Below are 22785 nucleotides of genomic sequence, written 5' to 3' on the forward strand. Positions count from 1 at the left end.
CCCTCCCGCGAGCGGGAGGGGAGCGAAAGTTCAATGCCCCTTGCGCGGGATCAGATGGAGCAGCCCGGCGACGACCGCGCCGACGATCAGCCCCGCCACCGCAGAACCCAGCGCATAGACCAGCCATGCGACCATGCCGCCCAGCGCCCCGGTCGCCGCACCCGCGAGCTCGGCCCCATGGTGCAGCGCATGCGGCACTCCCCCCGCGCCGAATTCCTCCAGTCCGTGGAGCAGGATGCCGCCGCCGACCCAGGCCATCGCCGCCACGCCGATATGCGACAGCGCGGTGAGCAGCACCGGCATTGCCTTGACCAGCCCGCGCCCGAAGCCGGCAACCGCGCCCTTCCCCTCGCCGCGGCTGAGGTGCAGGCCGATATCGTCCATCTTCACGATCAGCGCGACCACGCCGTAGACGCCGATCGTGATCGCGAACGCCACCAGCACCAGCGCGCCCGCGCGCGTCACGAACGCCATGTCGTCGGGCAGCTGCGCCAGCGCGATCACCATGATTTCGGCCGAGAGGATCAGATCGGTGCGGATCGCGCCGAGCACCTGGCGCTTCTCCAGCGCCTTGGCGTCGGTGATCTCGGCGACCGCGTCGGCATCGTGGGTGCCGGTCAGCGCCTCGAGGATCTTCTCCGCCGCCTCGAACGAGAGATAGGTGCCGCCCAGCATCAGGATCGGGGTCAGCGCCCAGGGTGCGAAGGCGCTGAGCAGCAGCGCCAGCGGCAGGATCACGACCAGCTTGTTGGCGATCGAGCCGAGCGCGATCTTGCCGATGATCGGCAGCTCGCGATCGGGGGTGAGCCCCACGACATAGCGCGGCGTCACCGCGGTATCGTCGATCACCACCCCGGCGGCCTTGGCCCCTGCCTTGCCCGCTGCGCCCGCCACGTCGTCGAGCGACGCCGCCGCCAGTTTCGCCAGCGCCGCGATATCGTCCAGCAATGCGACCAGGCCACCCGCCATCAAATCCCCCTCATGTTCGCCCCGGGCTAGCCGAGATGAAGCGGAAATGCACGCGGTCGACCGAGGCTCCCGGCGGTGCGCTGCGCAGTCGCAACAAAGCAACCGTCATCCCGCGGAAGCGGGGATCCATTCGCCGTGCCGCCGGGGGCAGGAACCGCCGCTTCAGCGCCAATGGATTCCCGCCTTCGCGGGAATGACGAAGGGGGTGTGGGGCGTCCTTCCGGTGCCCCACGGCCTCCCCCTCAATCCGGCAGGTCGATCGGTCGCTCGAGCTTGAACTGCACCGAGGCCCCCGCCGCCCCGCTGCCCGGCTGTCCGCCGCCGACCGTCGCGCGGTAGGTGCCGGCCAGCACCCGGTGCTGGCCGTCCACCGTCACCGTGCTGAGGTCGCGCGGCGAGAGCGTGAAGCGGATCGTCCGCTTCTCGCCCGGCTTGAGCGACACGCGCTGGAAGCCGCGCAGCGCGACCTTGGGCGCGCCGGGATCCTCGGGGAAGTTGAGGTAGAGCTGTGCCACCTCGTCGCCCGCCCGGGCGCCGGTGTTGCGCAGCTCGGCGGTTACGGTCAGCCCCGCCCCCGGCCCACCCTCGGCCTTCTCCACCACCGGCGCGCCATAGGTGAAGCTGGTGTAGCTGAGGCCGAAGCCGAACGGGTAGACCGGCGTGCCGGTGAAGTAGCGATAGGTCCGCCCCTGCATGCTGTAGTCGCCGAACGGCGGCAGGTCGTCGACGCTGCGGTAGAAGGTCAGCGGCAGGCGGCCCGACGGGCTGGTCCTGCCGGACAGCACGTTGGCGATCGCGGTGCCGCCCACCTCGCCCGGATACCAGGCCTCCAGGATCGCGGCAGCATGGTCCTTGGCCCAGCTCAGGTTGATCGGGCTGCCGTTCATCGCGACGACGACCAGCGGCTTGCCGGTCGCCTTGGCGGCATCGAGCAGCGCCTGCTGGTCGGGGAGCAGATCGAGGCTGGTCTTGTCGCCGCCCTTGAAGCCGGGGACCTGGATCGGCGACTCCTCGGCTTCGAGATCGGAGGTGATCCCTACTACCGCGACCAGCACATCGGCCTTGGCAGCGGCAGCCTTCATGGCTGCAACCGGATCGGCGCTGATCCGCTTCCAGACCAGATCGATGCCCGAGAGCACATGCTCGTCGGTGCGCACCTCGATCGGATAACGCTTGCCCTTGACCAGCTGCACCTCGCGCATGGTCGGCAGGCTGCCCCAGCCGGACTTGGTGAGGTCGACAAAGGGTTTGCCCTCAAAGGTCATCGCGCCGCCGAAGCCGGTCAGGCCGAGCCGGTAGGTGCCGGTCTCGGGCGGCACGAGGAAGCCGGTCCAGATCGTGCGATGATGTTCGGAGACGGTCGGCAGGTCGAGGCTGCGGGCCGAGACATCGGCCTCGACCCGGGTCACCACCGGCGTGTCGGCGAACTGCATCTTGGCGACGGCGTCTCGGAAGGTCCCGGGCGCGAACTCGGCGGGCGCCGGCGTCACCGGATTGAAGTAGCGGGCGAGCAGGCCGGGCTTGCCGCTGGGCGTGCGCAGCGCCGAGCCGGGCACCCGGTCGCCGTCGGTCACCGAGGCGCCGAAGGGGGCATAGCTGACGTTTGCACGTGGAAAGGCACGGCGCAGGCCCTCCACCACCGAGATGGGCTGGCCCGACAGCGACGACGAGTAATTGCCGCGCAGCACCCGCGTCGCGTCGCCGAGCGGGCCGATCACGGCGATGCGGCTGCCGCGTTTCAAGGGCAACAGGCCGTCGTTCTTGAGCAGCACCAGGCTCTTCTCCGCCGCGTCGAGCGCCAGCGCGCGGTGCGCCGGTGCACCGACATCGCCCGGCTTGCCGCTGGCGGTGCGGATGCCCGGCAGGTCGCCGTTGCGCAGCCGCGCGGAGAAGAGCCGCACCAGCGTCCGGTCGATCTCGGCTTGCGTGATCAGCCCCCTGGCGAGCGCATCGCGGTACCGGTCGCCCAGCCCCGCCGTGTCGGTGAGCGTCGCGCCGTTGCACTCATTGTCGACCCCCGCACGGATCGCCGCTGCCACCGCGCTGGGGCCGTCGGGCGCATAATGATGGTTGTCGCTGATGTCCTTCACCGCGTCGCAATCGGAGACGACATAGCCCTTGAAGCCCCAGGCGCCCCGGAGATGGTCCTTGAGCAGTTCGTCGCTGGCGCAGGCGGGCTGGCCGTCGATGCGGTTATAGGCGCACATCACCGATCCCGCCTTGCCCTCGACGATCGCGGCGCGGAACGCCGGCAGATAGGTGTCCTCCAGGTCGTGGCGCGAGACGAACACGTTCGCCGCGTGCCGGGTCGATTCCGGGCCGCTGTGCACGGCGAAATGCTTGGGCGTGGCGATCACGCCCGGCAGGTCCGGGTTCGGCCCCTGCATGCCCTGGATGAAGGCGACGCCGATCCTGGCGGTGAGGAACGGATCCTCGCCATAGGTTTCCTGCCCCCGGCCCCAGCGCGGATCGCGGAAAATGTTGATGTTGGGCGACCAGGTATCGAGCCCGGTGCCGATCCGCCCCATCCGCCCGGTCTCACGGGCGAGCGCGTGGAGCCCCTGCACCTCGCTGCTGATCGCGGCGGCGACGTCGTGGACCAGCGGCGCATCGAAGCTGGCGGCGAGGCCGACCGGCTCGGGGAAGTTGGTGGTCGGCAGCGTGCCGAGCGCACCGTGGAGCGATTCGGTCCACCAATTGTAGCGCGGGATGTTGAGCCGCGGGATCGCCGGCGCGACGTTGAGCAGCTGGGCGAACTTCTCCTCGGGCGTCAGCTGCGCGACGATCGCCGCCGCCTTGGCATCGGCCTCGGCGCGCGGGTCGGCACTCTGGGCGAGCGCGGGCAGCGGCAGGAACGCGGCGGCGAGCAGCGCGGCGCGGATGGTGCGGTTCATGGGTGTCTCCCTCAGGGCCGTCAGACCGGTTGCAGCCCGTGTTCGTGAATCTTGCGGATCAGGTCGCGGTGGCGCGGCAGCCCGGCGCAGAGCCGTTCGGTCTGCGCGGCATTCTCGCGCATCGCCCGCTCGGCGAGCCGCTGGTCGCCACTCAGGGCCTCGGGCTCCACCTCGCTGCGGAAGCCCATGCCGTAGAGGACGTACTGGTAGCTGGCGGGCGGGAAGACCTCCTCCACCCGGTCGAACTCGTCATGGAACCAAGGCGGCTGGTAGCGCCACAGGGTGAGCAGCTCCTGGAGCCGCTCGGGGATGGTCTCGGGCAGCAAATTGTCGCGCCAGAATGCGGTGTCCGTCCGCTTGGTGAGCACATAGTGGAGCTTGAGGAAGTCGATGATCCGGCCCCAGCGATAGAGCGTGGTGGCGTTGAACCGCTTGGCGACCACGTCCATCACTTCGCGCACCGCCGGCATCTGCTCGGCGATCAGCTTGGCCGAGAGCTCGATCAGCACGATCGCCGAGGCTTCCAGCGGCTCGAGGAAGCCTGCGGCGAGGCCGACCGCGACAACATTGTTCTTCCAGAAGATCTCGCGATGGCCAGATCGGATCGGGATGCGGCGGACGGCCACGTCCGCGCCGGCGGGGCCGAGATAGGCGCGGAGCGTCGCCTCGGCCTGGTCGTCGCTGGTGTGGGCCGTGGAATAGACATAGCCGGTGCCGCGCCGGGTCGGCAGGCCGATGTCCCAGATCCAGCCGGATCCTTGTGCCGTCGACAGCGTATGGGTGGCGATCGGCGCGTTCTCTTCCGGATAGGGAATCTGCGCGGCGAGTGCGGCGTCGCAGAAGAGGACATCGCCGCAATCCTTGAAGCCCACCCCCATCGTTTCGCCGAGCAGCAGCGAGCGGAAGCCGGTGCAGTCGACGAACAGATCGCCTTCGATCCGCCCGGCCTGCTCGGTGTCGATCGCGGCGATGTCGCCATTCTCGGCCAGCTCGACCGCGCGGACATCGGCGAGGACATGGCGGACACCGAGCTTCGTCGTGCAGTGGCGCGTCAGGAAGGGCGCGAACTTGCCCGCATCGAGGTGATAGGCATAGTTGGCCTGCCCATCATATTCGGGCGTGGCGATCGTCTTGGGGGCGAGGCCTGCGTCGCAGATCCGGCCCTGCGGGGTGACCGTGTCGCAGAAGCTGCGGCCTTTCGAGTCCTGAATCCAGTGCGGCACCAGGCTCAGCTGGTGGAAGCCCTGGGGCAGCATCAGCGGGTGGTAATAGGCGTCGTCCGCAGCGCCGGTGGTCCAGCGGGCGAACAGCGCGCCCTGCTTGAAGGCGGCATCGCATTCGCGGAAGAAATCGGTTTCGGAGACGCCGATCTTGGCGAGCGTCGTCCGCAGCGTCGGCCAGGTCCCCTCGCCCACCCCGATGATCGGTGTGGTCGGCGATTCGACCAGGGTGACGGTGAAGCCGCCGGGCATCCGCCCCTGGTGCCGCGCGGCGATCACCCCCGCGGTGAGCCAACCGGCGGTGCCGCCGCCGACGATGACGATGTTGCGAACCCGTTTCACGCGTGCCGACCCGTGCAAAAAGAAGGGGATGCCGGACGATACCGACATCCCCAGTCGTGGGAAGAGAGTTTAGAAGCGATAGCGCACGCCCGCCGTGAAGCGCCGGCCATAGGCGAACACGTCGAGCAGTTGGTTCGAGAAGCGGCCATGGGTGCTCTGCACCTCGTTGGTGATGTTGAGCGCCTCGCCGAACACGTTGATCGCCTTGGTGATCTGGTAGCTCGCGCTCAGATCGACCTGGAGGCTGGAGTTGACGAAGGTCGGCTCGGCACCGAAAGATCCGGTATTCTGCGCCTGACCGAACTGGAGCAGATATTTGTCGCGCCAGTTCGCCGCCGCGCGGAATTCGATGCCGTTCTTGTCGTAGAAGCCGACAAAGTTGGCCGAATTGGCGAGGCCGGTCACCGCGAAGCCGCTCTGACTGATGTTGCTCGAGTCATAAGGCTTGTTGGTATCGACCAAGGTCACATTGGCGAGGAAGCCGAAGCCGCTGTTGCCGAACGTGTTCTGCCACGCGATTTCCACCCCGCGCACCGTCGCCTTGGGGCCGTTGACTCGCTGCGAGACCGCGAACTGCGCCAGCGTCCCCGTCGACGGATCGACCACGCCGTTGATGGTCTGCCGCTGTACGCCCTGCACGATGAAGTTGCTGACGTCCTTCAGGAAGAAATTGACCGCGGCATAGGAGTTGCGCCGATAATACCATTCCACCGCCGCGTCGAAATTATCCGCGAGATACGGCTGCAGTGTGGGATTGCCGCCATCCGCGGTCAGCGCGTTGACGCGCTGGCCGCTGCCGATGTTGAGCGCCGGCGTCAGCAGGTTGAGCGTCGGCCGTGTCAGCGTGCGCGATGCATCGAAGCGGAGGTGCAGCGCGTCGGTAACCTCCAGCTTCATGTCCAGCGAGGGCAGGAGATAGGCATAGTCCGACTTGGTGGTGATCGCCTGCTGGTTGCCGAACGCCACCGTCAGCAGCGTCTTGTCGGTCGTGCTCGCGGTGATCGAGACGGGGAGACGACCGATGCCCGTGGAGCTGACATGCGTCACTTCCTCGCGCACGCCGGCGTTGAAGAAGAAGGGCATGCCGCCGATCTCGGTCTTGAAATTGGCCGATGCATAGAGCGCCCAGGTCTTCTCGCCGATGTCGCGCGTGCTGCCGACATCATCCGCGACGAGGAATTGTCCGGCGAAGGCGTTGTTGCAGCACGACGTGCTGTAGCCGGGGATCGTCTTGGTCTGGGGATTGCCTAGGCCGCTGAGATAGGCTTGGTAATCGGCCGCGCGGAAGTTGATCAGCGCCGGCGGCAGCGTACCGCCATAGCCCGGCAGGAAGCCGCCGGTACCGACGGTGCCCTTGAACAGGCTCGCCGGCAGTGCGACGCCGCCCGAGGTGCCCGAAGCCGGGCCATAGCCCGAATAGGCCTGCCAGAAATTGTTGGCAAAGGTGTTGGCGCTGCGGAACTCGAACTTGTCATCGAGATAGGAGCCGCCGATTCGCAGGGTGAGATCGTCCTGCTGCCACTTCAGCCCCAACCGGCCCTGCTTGATCGTGTCGCGGTTGCGATTGGCGATGTTGACGGTGACGTGGCTGCCGATCGCGGAGAGATCGGCCCAGCGGCTGGCATTGCCGTTGACGCCATAGCCGTGCAGCTCCGGCACCACATCCTTGCTGTCGCCGTTGATCGCGATGCCGAGCGTCGGCCCGATCGCATAGCCATAGCCGACATCGGCGCCCAGCGAGCTGATCCGCCCGTCCGGATTGAGCCAGCTCTTCGAAAGGCTCGCATCGCCTTCCACCTGCAGCTTGTCCGAAACGTCCCATTTGACGTTGAGGCCGGTCTGGTTGGTGCGGCGATAATTGCTGTCGGTACCAGCGGTGAAATCGGTCTGCGACCCGGCCTGGGTGAAGTCGACCGTGGTGCCGTTCTTGTCGAGCTTGACGTTGCGCAGGCTGCCCTGGTTGAACCAGATGCCGAAGCCGAAATTATCGGTGTTGACGCGCTGGTCCGAATAATTGTCGTCGAGCGTCAGCAACACGTTGTCGGCTGGCTTCCACTGCAACGCGATACGGCCGTCGATGCGTTCGTCGCGCGTATAGTTCTGCGCCGCGCCGAACTGCTGTTCAAACCAGCCGACCACCGTCTGCCGGTTAGTGACCAGTGCGTAATCGGGCGAATTGACGTCGCTAGTGGGGTTGCAGACCGTCGCCGTGCTGCCCGAGATCTGGCAGGGTGCGTAACGGCCGCCGGGCCAGCCATGAACGAACACATTGTTCGTCTGCGTATCGTGCCGGGTGTAGATCACGTCGGCAAGGATGCCCAGCGTGTCGCCCGCGAAGGTCTGGCTGACCAGCAGACCGCCGGTCGGCACGATCTTGCCCGCATTGTCCTGGATCGATCCCGAGGCCGTTGCGGCGAGATGGAAGCCGGGTCGATCGAACGGCTTGGGATAGGAGACATTGATCGTCGCGCCGATCGAGCTCGACGACAGCGAGACGTCGGGCGTCTTGAGCACCGTCAGCCCACCGACAAAGTCCGAGCCCACCGTCGAGAAGTCGATCGAGCGGCCACCGGTTGCCGTCGAGAGACGGCGGCCATCCACCAGCGTCTCGTTGAAATCGCCGCCGAAACCGCGGATCGTCACGCCGTTCGGCTCGCCACGCGGGCCGTCGCGCTGGATCGAGACGCCCGGCAGGCGCTGCAGCGATGCCGCGACGTTCGAATCGGGGAACTTGCCGATGTCTTCCGACGAGATCTGCTCGATCACGCCCGAGGCATTGCGCTTGGCATCCAGGTTGCGCTGCAGCGAACCGCGAATACCGGTGACGATGATTTCCTCGTCCTGCGCCTGGCTGCTCGGCGCCTGCGTGGTCTGCGCATGCACCGGCGCCGCAATGCTGAGCGCCAGGACGCTGGACGCACCTGTGATCGCACGCCGCGAAAGAAGAACCCGGCTGCGGGTTGCCCCGACTCCCTTGATATTTGGTTTCATCATACCCCCTCCAGCTTATCGTTGGGATCGACTCAGATCCGCGCGCGCCACAACATGTTGCGGTGCATCAATCGCTCGGAGAAAAGGCAATAAGCTTCGCATCCGCAAAAACAGCGGCACGACATCCTCCCCGATCTATTCGACTTCTGCGAATCTGTAATGGATGGTAGCGGTTTACGTTAGCGCTATCAACACGTTTTTGTCGGCGTATTCTTGGTCTTTAGTCAGGCCATTGGCGGCTGCAGGGCGAGGGGATATGCAGGGTGTCAAAGCCGCGCTTCCTGGAGTGGGCGCGCGGTAAGGTTCGGAGGGATGCAATGACGGATACGGTGACGCTGCTCGATTCGGCGGAGCATCGGGATCTTCGGGTACGCGCGCCGGCAGGGCCCCTGCCCTATTTCGTGCCGGTGGTGGCCGCCGAATTCGCTGCCGCCGCTGCCGCCTGCCCCTTGCTGCTCGCCAAGGACGCCGAGACCGGACGCTTCTATGCCGGCGCGATGCTCGGCTTTCAGCCCGGCGAATCGCTCGTCGAGCTCCGCGCCGGCGAAGGCTTCTGGCCACTCCATGTCGAGCGTCAGGGCTTCTTCATCGCCGGTGATTCGATCGCGATCGATCCACAGGACTCCCGCTTTACCCACCAGGACGGCGAGCCACTGTTCGGTGCGGATGGCGCCCCTGCCCCGGCGCTGCGCGGGATCCAGCAGACGCTCGCCCAGCTGCACCGCGGCCTCGAGGCAACCCAGGCCTTTGTCGATGCGATGCTCGGCCACAAGCTGGTCGAGCCGATCGACATCACCCTGCGCTTCGACGACGGCACCTCGCTCGATCTGGCCGGGCTGTACACGATCAGCCTCGACGCGCTCGATGCGCTCGACGATGCCGCAGTGGTCACGCTGTTCCGCGCCGGCCATCTCCAGCTCGCCTATGCCATGGCCAGCTCGCTGCGGCAGGTCGCGGTGCTCGCTGCCCGTCGCAACCGGCGGCTGGCCGCCTGAATGTCGGCGCTGCGCGAGGTCGGGCCCGGGCCCGGTCTCGATTCTGCCGCCTTCGCCGAGGCACGCACCGCGTGCGTGCCGATCGTGCTGCGCGGCATTGCGGCGGCGCTGCCGGTCACCCGTGCCGCGGCGTCGCTCGAAGCGCTCTGCGCCTATCTTCTCGGCTTCGATGCGGGGGAAACGGCGCAGGCCTTTGTCGGCGACCCGGCGATCGGCGGCCGCTATGCCTATGGCGGCGGCGCGGACGGATTCAACTTCACCCGCGAGACGCTGGGGTTGCCAGCGGCGCTGGCCCGAATCGCCCTTGCTGCCGTCGATCCAGGTCAGCCGAGCGTCTATTGCGGCTCGCTGCCGGCCGAGGTGCACCTGCCCGGCTTTGCCGAGGCCAATGCCGTGCCGCTGGTGCCGGCGGGCGTGCTGCCGCGGCTATGGATCGGCAATGCCTCGACGATCGCCTGCCATTATGATCGGTTCGACAATCTCGCCTGCGTGATCGCCGGCGAACGCCGCTTCACCCTCTACCCGCCCGACGCGATCGGCGACCTGTATGTCGGCCCGATCGACCACACCATGGCGGGCCAGCCGGTCAGCCTCGCCGCGGGCAGCGCGCCAGATGATCCGCGCTATCCCCGCTTCGCCCGCGCCGCCGCTCGCGCGCAGACGGTCACCCTCGCGCCGGGCGATGCGCTCTACCTGCCCAAATTGTGGTGGCATCAGGTCGAGGCGACCGCGCCGTTCAACCTGCTGATGAACTATTGGTGGGACGATTTCGCCGGCGGCCCCGATTCGCCCTATACCGCGCTGCTGCTGGCGATGACGACGCTGGCCGATCGCCCCCCGGCGGAACGCGCCGCCTGGCGGGCGTTCTTCGACCATTATGCCTTTCGGCCCGAGGGGCATCCGCTCGCCCATCTGCCGCCGGAGCGGCACGGGATCCTCGCCGATACCCGCGAAAATCGCGGCCGGATCCGCGCCTTCGTCATGCAGCTGCTGCGCGGCGGCTAGCGCGGGTCAGCGATGCTCGGTGCCGAAGGCGCGGTCTCCGGCATCGCCGAGCCCCGGCACGATGTAGCCGCGCGCGTCGAGCGCGGCGTCGAGCCCCGCGGTCCAGATCGGCACGTCGCCATGCGCTGCCAGTACCGCCGCCACGCCGGGAACGGCGGCGAGCAGGCAGAGGAAGCGCACATCGCGCGCGCCCGCGCCCTTCAGCCGGTCGAGCGCGGCGATCGCGCTATGGCCGGTGGCGAGCATCGGATCGACCAGCAGCACCGGCCGTTCGCCGAGCTGCGGCGGCGCGTTGAAATAATATTCGACCGCGGCGAGCGTCTGCGGGTCGCGATACAGGCCGAGATGCGCGACCGCCGCCTCGGGCAGCAGGTCGACCACGCCGTCCGCCATGGCGAGCCCGGCACGCAGCACCGGCACCACCACCGGCGGCAGCCCGGCCAGGAGCGGCGACGTCATGGGCGCCATCACCGTCTCGATCGCCACCGCCGCGAGCGGCAGGTCGGCCAGCGCGGCGGCGGCGAGCAGTCCGGCGATCGCCCGCAGCTCGGCCCGGAACCGCTCGGGCGGCGTCGTCCGGTCGCGCAACCGGGTCAGCCGGTGCTGGACGAGCGGATGGGCGACGATGGTGAGTCCGTCGGGGACCGGCGCAGGCGTGGACATGGCGCTAGCGTGTGCGATGCGGCCCCGCGATGCAAGGCGCGCCATGTGGCATGTTACCGCTACCGCCACAGCGCGTCGCGCGATATGCTCCAGCCCGGAGGCGTCCGAAGCGGCGCCAGCAACGGCGTCCGCATGAAGCGGCAAGGGAGAGGATCGATGGGCAAGGGAGTGTTCGCGCTAGGGGCTTGGCTGATGGCTGCGGCCTTCGCCACCGGGGGCGCGCAGGCGCAGGTACAGACGCACGTACCGCCCGTCGTCGCCGGCGCCAAGGCGGTGCGGGTCGAGCGGATCAAGGTCCACTCCGCCGCGATCGAAGGCAATCTGGAGGGCGAGAGCGCCGATCGCGATGTGATCGTGGTGCTGCCGCCCGACTATGCCACCGCGCCGCGCAAGCGCTACCCGGTCGTCTATGCGCTGCACGGCTATTCGATCGGTGCCGAGCAGTGGATCAAGGAGATCCACGTCCCGCAAGTCGTCGAGGGCGCCTTCGCGCTGGGCGCCAAGCCGATGATCCTGGTGCTGCCCGACAGCAAGACGCTGCACAACGGATCGATGTATTCGAGCTCGGCCACCACCGGCAATTTCGAGCGCTTCGTGGCGCACGATCTGGTTGCCTATATCGACGCGCATTACCGCACCCTCGCCCGCCGCGAGAGCCGCGGCCTCGCCGGCCATTCGATGGGCGGCTATGGCACAAGCCGCATCGGCATGAAGCATGCCGATGTGTTCGGCGCGCTCTACATGATGAGCCCCTGCTGCCTCTCCGCGCGCGACGCGGGCATGCTCGACGCCGCCGCCATGGCGCAGCTCGATGCGGTGAAGACCCGCGCGGCGGCGACCACCCTGCCCTGGGGCCTGCGCGCCACGCTGGCCGCGGCGGCGGCCTGGTCGCCCAATCCGAAGGCGCCGCCGCTCTATCTCGACCTGCCGATCCGGGACGGCAAGCAGCGGCCCGAGGTGCTGGCGAAATGGGCGGCCAACGCGCCCCTCGCCTTTGTCGACCAATATATCGGCGCGCTGCGCAGCTACCGCGCGATCGCGATCGATGTCGGCGACCGTGACGGCCTGCGTGGCGACGCCCAGGCGCTGCACGAGACGCTCGATCGCTACGGCATCGCCAACAGCTTCACCGTCTATCCGGGCGACCATACCAGCGGCGTCGCCGATCGCTTCCAGAACTCCCTGCTACCCTTCTTCAGCAAGGCGCTGGCCTTCGCCCCACCCCGCTGAGCCCACGCGTTTACCCGATCTTCACGACGTTTCTGCCAAGACAGATTGCCGATCCTCGACCTGCGCTGCCGCGAGCAGCGCGGGGATGTGCTTGGCGAAAGGGAAAAAGCCCCTGGTGCAATGCGGCCAGGCGCGCTGGTCCCAGCCCCGCTGGTGCTCCGCGAGCTGGAGGCCAGCGGGCAGCGGAAACGACGCGAGCGAATCGGCCACCGGCCCGACCGGCGCATAGCCGGTGACGATCTGGCGGCAGCCCTCGGCTTGCGCGGCGGCTGCCACCGCGTCCAAGTCGTCGAGCCACACCGCCGGCGCCCCCCAATAGGCAGCGGCACGCTGCAGCCCGTCGGCCAGCGCGGCGATATCGGCTGGCCCGCTGCAATGCTGCCGACACGCCGCCACGCGCCGCACGTCGAGTTCGGCGAGCGCGGTTTCGGTTTCCAGCGAGAGATCTTCGGGAGTCAGCAGCAGCAAGGTCGGCGCCGAAACATCCACCGGCAGCGGGACGCGTAGCGGCACGCCCGCCGCCGCGGACGTTTCACGTGGAACATCAGCCCGCGTCGCCAGCCCGACCGGACGAAACCGCCCCCCGGTCCGCGCAGCGATCCGCTGGGCATCGGCGAGATACGGCTTGCCCTGCGTCTGCAATCCCGCCACCCACCGCCACGACAGCGTATTCGATGCCGGATCGGCATCGACGAGGTGGGCAAAGCTGAACGCCGCGCCGAGCTCCCAGGGCAGGCCCAGCGTGAAGATCCAGATCGAGGCGAACTGCATGCGCGCCCAATTGTGCAGATAGCCGGTCTCGCGCAGCTCGCGCACCCAGGCGTCGAACGCGTCGATGCCGGTCCGGCCGTCGACCGCTGCCGCATAGCCGGCCGGCAACGCCTCCCCAGTCAGCGCCGCGCAGCGCCCACGCCAGTCGTGCCACACGGCCGGGTGCTGCTCCAGCCACCCCTTCCAATAGGTCCGCCAGAACAGTTCGCGCAGGAACGCCGCGCCCGCCTCCGCGCCCTGCGCCGCGATCACCGCCCGGGCCACCTCTTCCTCGCTGATCAACCGCCGCCGCAACGCCGCCGACAGCCGCGACACGGCATCATGCGGCCCCGGCCCTGCCTCGGCATTGCGCCGCGCTGCATAGGCGCGACCCGCCTCGGGCAAAAACGCCGCCAGCCGCGCCTCGGCTGCAGCGCGCGACAGCGGGAAGTCGAAGGAAAGGATCGGCGCGCGACCGGAGGCGGAGAGCAGCATCGGCAGATGCTGCCACGCCGCTCCCCCACCTCCTACCTGCCACTAAGGGCAGCGGAACCCGATCAGATCCGCTCGCCGGTCAGGCGCTGGCACACCATGTCGAGCTGGTCGAGCGTCGAATAGCCCACCGTCAGCGTGCCGCCCTTCTCGCCATGCGCGATGCGGACGTTGAGGCCGAGCACATCGCCCAGATGTCGCTCGAGCGCGGCAATGTCCGGGTCGGGAGCACCGGCCCCCGCCTCGCTCGGCTTGCGCTTCGGCACTGGCTTGGCGGTGCGCGCCAGCTTCTCGGTATCGCGGACCGACAGCCCCTTGGCCACCACCTCGCGCGCAAGCTTCTCGGGATCGGGCGCGCCGATCAGCGCACGGGCATGCCCCATCTCCAGCGAACGCTCGACCACCATCTCGCGCACCGGCGCGGGCAGGTCGAGCAGGCGCAACAGATTGGCGATGTGGCTGCGCGACTTGTGGACGATCTTGCCCAGCGCTTCCTGGGTATGCCCGAACTCGCGGATCAGCCGGGCATAGCCCTCGGCTTCTTCGATCGCGTTGAGGTCCTGGCGCTGGATGTTCTCGATCAGCGCGATCTCGAGCGTCTCGGCGTCGTTCAGCTCGCGCACGATCACCGGCACCTCGTGCAGCCGCGCCCGCTGCGCCGCCCGCCAGCGCCGCTCGCCGGCGACGATCTGGAAGCTCTGGCCGTGCGGCCGCACGAAGATCGGCTGGATCAGCCCACGGGTGCGGATCGACTCGGCCAGCGTATCGAGCGCCTCCTCGTCGAAGTGTCGGCGCGGCTGGTTGGGGTCGGCGACCAGCGAGCTGATCGGCAGCATCCGCACGCCGGAGGCGCTGGTCGGATTGCCCTTGATCGGCTCTTCGGGAAGGCTGTCGCCCAGCAATGCGGAAAGCCCGCGGCCAAGGCCGGGGCGAGGCTTGCGGGCGGCGGCGGGAGTTTCGGTCATGCGGCTTTCTGCAATTTGGGAAGGCGATCGATCACTTCGCGGGCGAGCGCGATATAGGCTTCGGATCCGGCACAGCGATGATCATAGATCAACGCCGGCACGCCATGGCTCGGCGCTTCGGAGAGGCGGACGTTGCGCGGGATGACGGTGTCGAACACCACCCGCCCCAGCACCGCCCGCACATCGTCGGAGACCTGGTCGGTCAGCCGGTTGCGGCGATCGTACATGGTCAGCGCGACGCCGAGGATCGACAGGCCCGGGTTGAACCGGGTGCGGATCCGCTCGACCGTGTTGAGCAGCTGGCTGAGCCCTTCCAGCGCGAAGAACTCGCACTGCAGCGGCACCAGCAGCGCGTGCGCCGCCACCATTGCGTTGACGGTCAAAAGACCCAGCGACGGCGGGCAATCGACCAAGATCACGTCCCAGCGCTCCGCCTGGTGGCGTTTGATCGCAGCATCGAGCCGGTGGGTTCGGGCGTCGAATTCGATCAACTCGATCTCGGCACCCGACAGGTCCTGCGTCGCGGGGACGACGTCCAGGCCAGGCACCTCGGTCGGGACGGCAACATCCTCCAGGTCTGCATCGGACACCAACAGGTCGTAGCTCGAATGCTCGCGATCGTTGCGGCCGATACCAAGCCCTGTCGAGGCATTGCCCTGCGGGTCGAAATCGATCAGCAGCACGCGCTTGCCCGTTGCCGCGAGGGCCGTGCCGACGTTGATGGCGGTCGTGGTCTTGCCCACCCCGCCCTTCTGATTGGCGATCGTGATCGTGATCATCTGGCGCCTATCTGTGTTGCGACCACGATGCCCGAGTCTGGCTGCGTGATGCTGGGTTCCACGTGGAACTGACCTTGCCATTTCGCGCGCGCGGCATCCACCTCCGATTGTGCGCTGCGCCCTTTTGGCAGCAACCAGACTGTGGACGAATCGGTGGAATGTACTGTGGATAAGATCAGTGCCGACAGTTCGGCGACCGCACGCGCGGAGACCACCGCCACGGGCTGCGCAGGGCGATAGGACTCCACCCTGCTGCCCACCACCGTCACGCGCTCAGCAATGCCGAGGGCATTCGCGGCGTCGCGAAGGAACCGCACCCGCTTTGCGCGCGGCTCGACCAGCACCACCGGACGGTCGGTGAGCAGCGCCACCACCAGTCCCGGCAAGCCCGCGCCGCTCCCGACGTCGAGCCACACCCCCTCCCTAGCCCCTGCCGCGAGCGGCACCAACTGCGCGGAATCGGTGAGGTGACGGCCCCAGAGCGACTCCAGCGTCGACCGCGCGATCAGATTCTGGTGCTCGGCCTCGGCGACCAGGATCGCGCCAAATCGCTCCACCATCGTTTCACGTGAAACACCGAAGCGTTCGCGGACCCATGTCCGCGCCTCTTCCTCGGTCATGCAACCACCTTTCGTGCGTGCAGCAAAATCGCGGACAGCGCCGCGGGGGTGATGCCGCGGATGCGGGCAGCGGCACCCAGCGTTTCCGGCGCGGCGATCGTGAGCCGCTCGACCATCTCGTTCGACAATCCGGGGATCGCGGCATAGTCCATGTCCGCGCGCAGCCGCACCGCGTCATTGGCGCGGAGCTGGGCGACCTCGGCGTCCTGCCGCTCGAGATAGGGCGCGTAGCGGGCATCCTCGACATATTCGGCGAGCAGCGCCGGATCGGCATCCGGCACCGCATCGAGCACCTGATCCAGCACCACGCCGGGGAAGCGCAACCACTCGCGCGCAGGCCGTCGGGCGCCATCCTGTGCCACCGGCGCGCCGCGCTCGGCGAGTTGATGCGCGGTCCGCTCGACCGCGAAGATGGTATCGAGCTGCGCCCGTCCAGCGTGGCGGGCCACCAGCCGCGCCTGGCGGTCGGCGCCCAGCAGCCCCAGCGCCTCGCCGACCGGCCCAAGGCGTGTCTCGGCATTGTCGGCACGCAGGCGCAGGCGGAACTCGGCACGGGCGGTGAGCATGCGATAGGGCTCGGTCACACCCTGCAGCACCAGATCGTCGATCATCACCCCCAGATAGGAGGTCGCACGGTCCAGCACCAACGGCGCCATGTTCAGCGCCAGCGCCGCCGCATTGGCACCGGCGGCAAGCCCCTGCCCGCCTGCTTCCTCATAGCCGGTCGTGCCGTTGATCTGCCCGGCGAAGAACAGGCCGGGGATCTGCGGCAGGCCCAGCGTCGAATCGAGCGCGCGCGGATCGATATAGTCATATTCGACGGCATAGCCCGGAACGGTGATCTCCGCCGTCTCCAGCCCCGGAATCGACGCTATCATCGCCGCCTGCACGTCGACCGGCAGAGAAGTAGAAAGCCCGTTGGGGTAGATCCAGTGATGGTCGAGCGCCTCGGGCTCAAGGAAGATCTGGTGCCCGTCGCGGTCGCCGAAGCGATGCACCTTGTCTTCGATCGAGGGGCAATAACGCGGGCCCTGCGCCTCGATCGCGCCGGTGAACAGTGGCGAGCGATCGAGGCCGCTCCGGATCGCATCGTGCGTCGCCTGCGTCGTGCGGGTGACCGCGCAGTGAAGCTGCGGCAGCGGCCGCGCCGGCGTGCTGGCGGACATCGTCCAGGGCTCGGCATCCGAGGGCTGTTCCTCGGTGCGCGCCCAGTCGATCGTCCGCCCGTCGAGCCGCGGCGGCGTGCCGGTCTTGAGGCGGCCCATCGGCAGCGCCAGCTCGCGCAACTGCGCGGCGAGACGCAATGCCGAGGCCTCCCCTACCCGGCCGCCCTCGAACCGCTCCTCGCCGCGAAACAGCCGACCGCCGAGAAAGGTACCCGTCGCCAGCACCACGGCCGATGCACCGAGCACGCTGCCGTCGCGCAGCTGGATGCCCGCGATGCGCCCGCCCTCCAGCACCAGCGCCTCGGCCTCGCCCTGCACCAATGTCAGCCCGTCCTGCGCCTCCAGCATGGCCTGGATCGCCGCGGCATAACGCCCACGATCGGCCTGCACGCGCGGGCCCTGCACCGCGGTGCCCTTGGAGCGGTTGAGCATCCGGTAATGGATGCCGGCGGCGTCGGCGGCGCGCGCCATCAGCCCGTCGAGCGCGTCGATCTCGCGAACGAGGTGTCCCTTGCCCAGGCCACCGATCGCCGGATTGCACGACATCGCGCCCAGCTTGGTCAAATCGAAGCTGAGCAGCGCGGTGCGCGCGCCGCGGCGCGCGGCAGCAGCCGCCGCCTCGGTGCCGGCATGGCCGCCCCCGATCACGATCACATCGAATTGCATGGCTTTCGCTAAACGCCTTCGCGCGCCGCTTGTCCAGAGCCGCTGCGGTGGAACGGTGGTGTGCCGTGTTCCACGTGAAACACTTTATTTACCGATGCAGAATTTCCCGAACAGCGCATCGAGTACATCCTCGACTCCGGCTCGCCCGGTGATTGCATCGAGCGCGCGCCGCGCCGACCGCAGTTCCTCGGCGAAGAGCAGCGCATCGTCGAGCATTGCCGCGCGGGACAGCGCCCCCGCGGCGGCATCGCACCAGCTACGCTGGCGGGCGTTGAGCGCGACCAGATCCGGTGGCGGCAGCAGCGTCCCCGCGATCTCGGCCATGCGTTCCCACAGCTGCGTGAGGCCGCGATCCTCGCGCACCGATACCGAAAGCTGCCCGGCCTGTGGAGCCGAACGGTCGGGCGCGTCGGCGCGGGCATGGACCCAGAGCGCACAGCGATGCGGCGGCGGGGCATCGTCGCCCAGCCACAGCAGCAGGTCGGCTTCCTCCAATGCCTCGCGGGCGCGCGCGACGCCGATCGCCTCGATCGGATCGTCGGTCGCCCCGGCCAGTCCTGCCGTGTCGACCAGCAGCCAGGCGATGCCACCCCGCACCACCGGCACCTCGATGCGATCGCGGGTCGTTCCTGCGATCGGGGAGACAATGGCCGCGTCGCGTTCGGCAAGCGCGTTGAACAGCGTCGACTTGCCGGCATTGGGCGGCCCCCCGAGCACGATGCGCAGCCCGTCGCGCAGCCGCTCCACCGGCGGCCGCGCGGCGACGGCGGCAATGTCCTCGCCGAGCGCCGCCGCGGCTGCGCGCAGGGCGGGCAGCGGGTCGTCGCCGGCGACATCGCCCTCGTCGCCATGGTCGAGCTCGGCCTCGATCCGCGCGGCGATGCCGAGCAGCCGCGTCGTCCAGTCCTCGGCCTGGCGACGCACCGCGCCGCCGGCGCTGCGGATCGCCGCGCGCCGCTGCGCCTCGGTCTCCGCCATCAGCAGGTCGCCCAGCCCCTCGGCCTCGCTCAGGTCGAGGCGGCCATGGAGCAGTGCCCGCCGGGTGAACTCCCCTGCCTCCGCTGCGCGAAGTTCGGGAAGTTCGCCAAGCGCCGCCTCCACCGCGCGCACCACCGCGCGGCCGCCGTGCAGATGCAGCTCGGCAAGATCCTCGCCCGTCGCCGAGCGCGGCCCTGGGAAGCAGAGCACCAGCGCCTGGTCGAGCGGCGCGCGCGTCGCATCGCGCAGGGTGCGCAGCGCCGCCCGCCGCGCCGGCGGCACGTCGCCGGCCAGCGCCTGCACCGCGGCGAACGCCCGCGGACCGCTGATGCGCACCACGGCGATCGCCGCCGGCGGCGCGCCGCTGGAAACCGCGAAGATCGTGTCCATGCGGGTGCCGTCAGCCGCCCGGCTTCTTGGTCGCTGCGTCGAACAGGCCGCGCCAGAAATTCATGCCCGCCTCGCCCATCGGCGCCCAGCTGCGCATCATCTGCTCGAAGCCTTCCGGCGTGCCGTGATTCTCGATCGCCTGCACCATCAGCCGCACATAGCGATCATGCACCGGCGTGAGATCGGGAAGCCCCATCGCGCGGCGCGCTTCTTCCGGCGTGCACTCGACTTCGACATTGATCTTCATAGGACCCCTTCCGCGCTTGAGCGCATCGCCGACCCCCTGCTAGGTCGTAGCCCATGTATGCGCGCGACCATGCCCTGATCGCAACGCCCATCGGCTCCATTCGGATCGAAGGCGACGATCGGCAGTTGCTACGGATCGTCATCGGCGCGGAAGGTGCACCGATGCCCGGCACCGCCGCCGTCCGGCATGCCGCCGAGCAGCTCGCGCAGTGGTTCGCCGGCGAGCGACGCCACTTCAACCTGCCGCTCGCGCCGCCCGCGACCCCACGCGGCGCCATCCTTCGGGATGGCTTGATCGCAGTGCCGTTCGGGCAGACGATCAGCTACGGCGATCTCTCGCGCGTGCTGGGCTCCAGCGCGCGGGCGATCGGGCAACTATGCGCGCGCAACCCCTTCCCGCTCGTCGTGCCCTGCCACCGCGTGCTGAACCAGGGCGGGGGCTTGGGCGCCTACTCGGCCGGTGAGGGGCCGACCACCAAATCCTGGCTGCTCGATCATGAGCGGCGGTTAACCGGAGAGTATCTGCTATGAGCACCCTGACGATCGACGCACTGGACGAGACCGGCAGCTTCTCCGCCTATGTCGCGCGTCCCGAAGACACCCCGCGCGCCGCGATCATCGTGATCCAGGAGATCTTCGGCGTGAACGACGGCATCCGCCAGAAGTGCGAAGACTTCGCGCGGGAGGGCTATCTCGCAATTGCACCCGACCTGTTCTGGCGCCTCAAGCCGGGCATCGAGCTCGACGCGGATGTGCCCGAGCAGTTCCAGCAGGCGCTCGACCTGTTCGGCAAGTTCGACCAGGACAAGGGCATCGCCGATATCGAATCGACCATCCAGGTGGCGCGCGCAGAGCTGGGCGGCGGCAAGGTAGGTGCGGTGGGCTTCTGCCTCGGCGGCCGCCTAGCCTATATGACCGCCGCGCGAACCGACATCGATGCGAGCGTCGGCTATTATGCCGTGGGAATCGACGGGCTGCTCGGCGAGAAGCACGCTATCGCCAAGCCGCTGATGCTCCACATCCCGCAGGCCGATCACTTCGTCTCGCCCGAGGTGCAGGCGAAGATGCATGAAGGCCTGGACGATCATCCCAAGGTGACGCTGTACGACTATCCCGGCGAGGACCATGGCTTCGCGGCGGAACTCGGCAAGCGCCGCTCGGAAGACGCCGCCCAGCTCGCCGACAAGCGTACGGCGGACTTCTTCGCCGAGTACCTCGCCTGAGGCACGCCTCTCCCCTCCCTGCGCGTCAGGGAGGGGAATATAGCCTCAGAACAGGCTGGTGATCCCGGCCGTCTCCCGGGTGCCGACCCAGCCCTCATAGATCATCTTGCACGCGACGAAGACAATCACCGCCAGGCCGATATAGGCGATCCAGCGATGGCGATCGATCAGCTTGGCGATCAGGTTCGCCGCCAATCCCATCAGCGCGACTGACAGCAGCAGCCCGACCACGAGGATGCCCGGATGCTCGCGCGCGGCCCCGGCGACCGCCAGCACATTGTCGAGGCTCATCGAGACGTCGGCAACGGCTACCGCCCAGGCAGCACCGGCGAAGCTGCGCGCGGAACGCACGCCCGAATGCTCGTCACCCTCGATCTCCTCCGATCCGGCGCTCTCACCGCCATGGCGGATCTCGCGCCAGAACTTCCAGCTGACCCAGAGCAGCAGCAGCCCGCCCGCGAAGATCAGCCCGACGATCCCCATCAGCCAGCTGACGATCAGCGCGAAGGCGATACGCAGCACCAGCGCCGCGCCGATGCCGATCAGGATGACCTTCTTGCGCTGGTCCGCCGGCAGCCCCGCCGCCAGCGCGCCGACGACGATGGCGTTGTCGCCGGCCAGCACCAGATCGATCATCAGCACCGAGCCGAACGCTGCCAGCGCCGCCGGATCGCCGAGATTGGAGAAATCGGCGACGATGTGCTGCCAGATGTCGAGCGGGGAGCCGATGCCGCCCGCCGCGGCGCTGAGAAGAAGATCGATCATGCCAAAACCCTAGCGCCCCCATCGGCGCACGCAACGCCTACGCTTGCCCGGCCCGAGACGTTCCGTCCGGCCGCGACGCAAAAAGGCCGGGCACCCAGGCCCGGCCTTTCCGAAATCACGCGAGCGACGGCCCGCGTTACTGGTTCATGCTGTCGAAGAAGTCTTCGTTGGTCTTCGAATCCTTCATCTTGTCGAGCAGGAATTCCATCGCGTCGATGGTACCCATCTGCATCAGGATGCGGCGCAGCACCCACATCTTGGTGAGCTTGGCCTTTTCGACCAGCAGCTCTTCCTTGCGGGTGCCCGACTTGCCGACGTCCAGCGCCGGGAAGATGCGCTTGTCCGCCACCTTGCGGTCGAGCACGATTTCCGAGTTGCCGGTGCCCTTGAACTCTTCGAAGATCACTTCGTCCATGCGGCTGCCGGTGTCGATCAGCGCGGTGGCGATGATCGAAAGCGAGCCGCCTTCCTCGATGTTGCGCGCCGCGCCGAAGAAGCGCTTCGGGCGCTGCAGGGCGTTGGCGTCGACACCGCCGGTCAGCACCTTGCCCGAGCTCGGTACCACGGTGTTGTAGGCGCGGCCGAGGCGGGTGATCGAGTCGAGCAGGATCACCACGTCCTTCTTGTGCTCGACCAGGCGCTTGGCCTTTTCGATCACCATTTCGGCAACCTGCACGTGGCGCGTTGCCGGTTCGTCGAAGGTCGAGCTGATCACTTCGCCCTTCACCGAACGCTGCATGTCGGTGACTTCTTCCGGGCGCTCGTCGATGAGCAGCACGATCAGGAAGACTTCGGGATGGTTGTCGGTAATCGCCTTGGCGATGTTCTGCAAGAGAACGGTCTTACCGACGCGCGGCGGCGCGACGATCAGCGCGCGCTGGCCCTTGCCCTGCGGCGCGACGATGTCGATCACGCGCGCCGACTTGTCCTTGACCGTCGGGTCGAGCGTGTCGAGGCGCAGCTTCTGCTCGGGGTAGAGCGGGGTCAGGTTGTCGAAGTTGACGCGGTGGCGCACCGCATCGGGATCGTCGAAATTGACCTTCACCAGCTTGGTGAGCGCGAAATAGCGTTCGCCGTCCTTCGGACCGCGGATTTCGCCCTCGACCGTGTCGCCGGTGCGCAGCCCGAACTTCCGGACTTGGTTGGGGCTGACATAGATGTCGTCGGGGCCGGCGAGATAATTGGCTTCGGGCGAGCGCAGGAAGCCGAAGCCGTCGGGCAGCACTTCGATCGTGCCTTCGCCCATGATCTGGTCACCCTGCTCGGCCTGGGCCTTGAGGATGGCGAAGAGCAGGTCCTGCTTGCGCAGCGTCGACGCGCTCTCGACGCCCAGTGCCTCGGCCATGGTGACCAGCTCGGCGGGGGCGGTTTTCTTGAGGTCCTTGAGATGCATGGAAGGTCCGGAAATTCTAAGGGGGAGAGCGTCGATCGGCGAT

The 22785-nt window shown here is 68.2% G+C and carries 19 protein-coding genes; 5 read left to right on the forward strand and 14 right to left on the reverse strand.

Annotated features, from left to right (window positions below; all coding sequences use genetic code 11):
• Positions 1-30: 30 nt before the first annotated feature.
• From SAZ01S_RS11655 to SAZ01S_RS11670, 4 genes are all read right to left on the reverse strand, one after another.
• On the reverse strand, positions 31-969 hold the full coding sequence (locus SAZ01S_RS11655; RefSeq protein WP_084582434.1) for a DUF808 domain-containing protein: 939 nt from the start codon (positions 967-969) through the stop codon (positions 31-33).
• 242 nt (positions 970-1211) lie between these two features.
• Positions 1212-3863: a glycoside hydrolase family 3 C-terminal domain-containing protein gene (locus SAZ01S_RS11660; protein ID WP_084582435.1), complete on the reverse strand. Its 2652-nt coding sequence runs from the start codon at positions 3861-3863 to the stop codon at positions 1212-1214.
• Positions 3864-3883: 20 nt separating this feature from the next.
• Positions 3884-5425, reverse strand: a complete 1542-nt coding sequence (locus SAZ01S_RS11665; RefSeq protein WP_084582436.1) for a tryptophan halogenase family protein — start codon at positions 5423-5425, stop codon at positions 3884-3886.
• A 69-nt stretch (positions 5426-5494) separates the two neighbouring features.
• The gene (locus SAZ01S_RS11670; RefSeq protein ID WP_084582500.1) at positions 5495-8416 is read right to left on the reverse strand and encodes a TonB-dependent receptor; all 2922 of its coding nucleotides are present in this window, start codon (positions 8414-8416) and stop codon (positions 5495-5497) included.
• Positions 8417-8733: 317 nt separating this feature from the next.
• On the opposite strand from SAZ01S_RS11670, the gene SAZ01S_RS11675 reads away from it, so the two are divergent.
• Together SAZ01S_RS11675 and SAZ01S_RS11680 are read left to right on the forward strand one after the other, a co-directional pair.
• Positions 8734-9411 (forward strand): SapC family protein, encoded by a 678-nt coding sequence (locus tag SAZ01S_RS11675; RefSeq protein WP_084582437.1) that lies wholly within the window; start codon positions 8734-8736, stop codon positions 9409-9411.
• Positions 9412-10416, forward strand: a complete 1005-nt coding sequence (locus tag SAZ01S_RS11680) for a cupin-like domain-containing protein (RefSeq protein WP_084582438.1) — start codon at positions 9412-9414, stop codon at positions 10414-10416.
• A 6-nt stretch (positions 10417-10422) separates the two neighbouring features.
• On the opposite strand, the gene upp is transcribed toward SAZ01S_RS11680, so the two are convergent.
• The gene (gene upp / locus SAZ01S_RS11685; RefSeq protein WP_084582439.1) at positions 10423-11079 is read right to left on the reverse strand and encodes a uracil phosphoribosyltransferase; all 657 of its coding nucleotides are present in this window, start codon (positions 11077-11079) and stop codon (positions 10423-10425) included.
• A gap of 156 nt (positions 11080-11235) precedes the next feature.
• Here upp and SAZ01S_RS11690 point away from each other — a divergent pair, with 156 nt between their 5' ends.
• On the forward strand, positions 11236-12309 hold the full coding sequence (locus SAZ01S_RS11690) for an alpha/beta hydrolase (RefSeq protein WP_084582440.1): 1074 nt from the start codon (positions 11236-11238) through the stop codon (positions 12307-12309).
• Between the two features lie 21 nt (positions 12310-12330).
• On the opposite strand, the gene SAZ01S_RS11695 is transcribed toward SAZ01S_RS11690, so the two are convergent.
• The 7 genes from SAZ01S_RS11695 to SAZ01S_RS11725 form a co-directional block, all read right to left on the reverse strand.
• Positions 12331-13554 (reverse strand): FAD-binding domain-containing protein, encoded by a 1224-nt coding sequence (locus tag SAZ01S_RS11695; RefSeq protein WP_084582441.1) that lies wholly within the window; start codon positions 13552-13554, stop codon positions 12331-12333.
• A 62-nt stretch (positions 13555-13616) separates the two neighbouring features.
• Entirely contained in the window at positions 13617-14516 is a 900-nt protein-coding gene (locus tag SAZ01S_RS11700; RefSeq protein ID WP_084582442.1) for a ParB/RepB/Spo0J family partition protein, read from the reverse strand.
• On the reverse strand, positions 14513-15295 hold the full coding sequence (locus tag SAZ01S_RS11705) for a ParA family protein (RefSeq protein WP_084582443.1): 783 nt from the start codon (positions 15293-15295) through the stop codon (positions 14513-14515). Before SAZ01S_RS11705 ends, SAZ01S_RS11700 begins: the two co-directional genes overlap by 4 nt.
• Complete coding sequence (rsmG, locus tag SAZ01S_RS11710) at positions 15292-15915, reverse strand: 16S rRNA (guanine(527)-N(7))-methyltransferase RsmG (RefSeq protein WP_084582444.1); 624 nt, start codon at positions 15913-15915, stop codon at positions 15292-15294. The genes SAZ01S_RS11705 and rsmG overlap by 4 nt, the downstream gene beginning before the upstream one ends.
• A complete protein-coding gene (gene mnmG, locus SAZ01S_RS11715; RefSeq protein WP_084582445.1) occupies positions 15912-17747 on the reverse strand; it encodes a tRNA uridine-5-carboxymethylaminomethyl(34) synthesis enzyme MnmG in 1836 nt (611 codons plus the stop codon). The genes rsmG and mnmG overlap by 4 nt, the downstream gene beginning before the upstream one ends.
• An 84-nt stretch (positions 17748-17831) precedes the next feature.
• Positions 17832-19115, reverse strand: coding sequence for a tRNA uridine-5-carboxymethylaminomethyl(34) synthesis GTPase MnmE (mnmE, locus tag SAZ01S_RS11720; protein ID WP_084582446.1), 1284 nt, complete (start codon positions 19113-19115; stop codon positions 17832-17834).
• Between the two features lie 10 nt (positions 19116-19125).
• The gene (locus SAZ01S_RS11725; RefSeq protein ID WP_084582447.1) at positions 19126-19362 is read right to left on the reverse strand and encodes a DUF6489 family protein; all 237 of its coding nucleotides are present in this window, start codon (positions 19360-19362) and stop codon (positions 19126-19128) included.
• 53 nt (positions 19363-19415) lie between these two features.
• On the opposite strand from SAZ01S_RS11725, the gene SAZ01S_RS11730 reads away from it, so the two are divergent.
• Positions 19416-19892: a methylated-DNA--[protein]-cysteine S-methyltransferase gene (locus tag SAZ01S_RS11730; protein ID WP_084582448.1), complete on the forward strand. Its 477-nt coding sequence runs from the start codon at positions 19416-19418 to the stop codon at positions 19890-19892.
• Complete coding sequence (locus tag SAZ01S_RS11735) at positions 19889-20584, forward strand: dienelactone hydrolase family protein (protein WP_084582449.1); 696 nt, start codon at positions 19889-19891, stop codon at positions 20582-20584. Before SAZ01S_RS11730 ends, SAZ01S_RS11735 begins: the two co-directional genes overlap by 4 nt.
• Positions 20585-20629: 45 nt before the next feature.
• Here SAZ01S_RS11735 and SAZ01S_RS11740 read toward each other — a convergent pair whose 3' ends face one another.
• Entirely contained in the window at positions 20630-21349 is a 720-nt protein-coding gene (locus tag SAZ01S_RS11740) for a TerC family protein (protein WP_084582450.1), read from the reverse strand.
• A gap of 136 nt (positions 21350-21485) precedes the next feature.
• Positions 21486-22742, reverse strand: coding sequence for a transcription termination factor Rho (rho, locus tag SAZ01S_RS11745; RefSeq protein WP_064313625.1), 1257 nt, complete (start codon positions 22740-22742; stop codon positions 21486-21488).
• Positions 22743-22785: the final 43 nt, after the last annotated feature.

The organism is Sphingomonas azotifigens NBRC 15497, assembly GCF_002091475.1.
Classification (GTDB): domain Bacteria; phylum Pseudomonadota; class Alphaproteobacteria; order Sphingomonadales; family Sphingomonadaceae; genus Sphingomonas; species Sphingomonas azotifigens.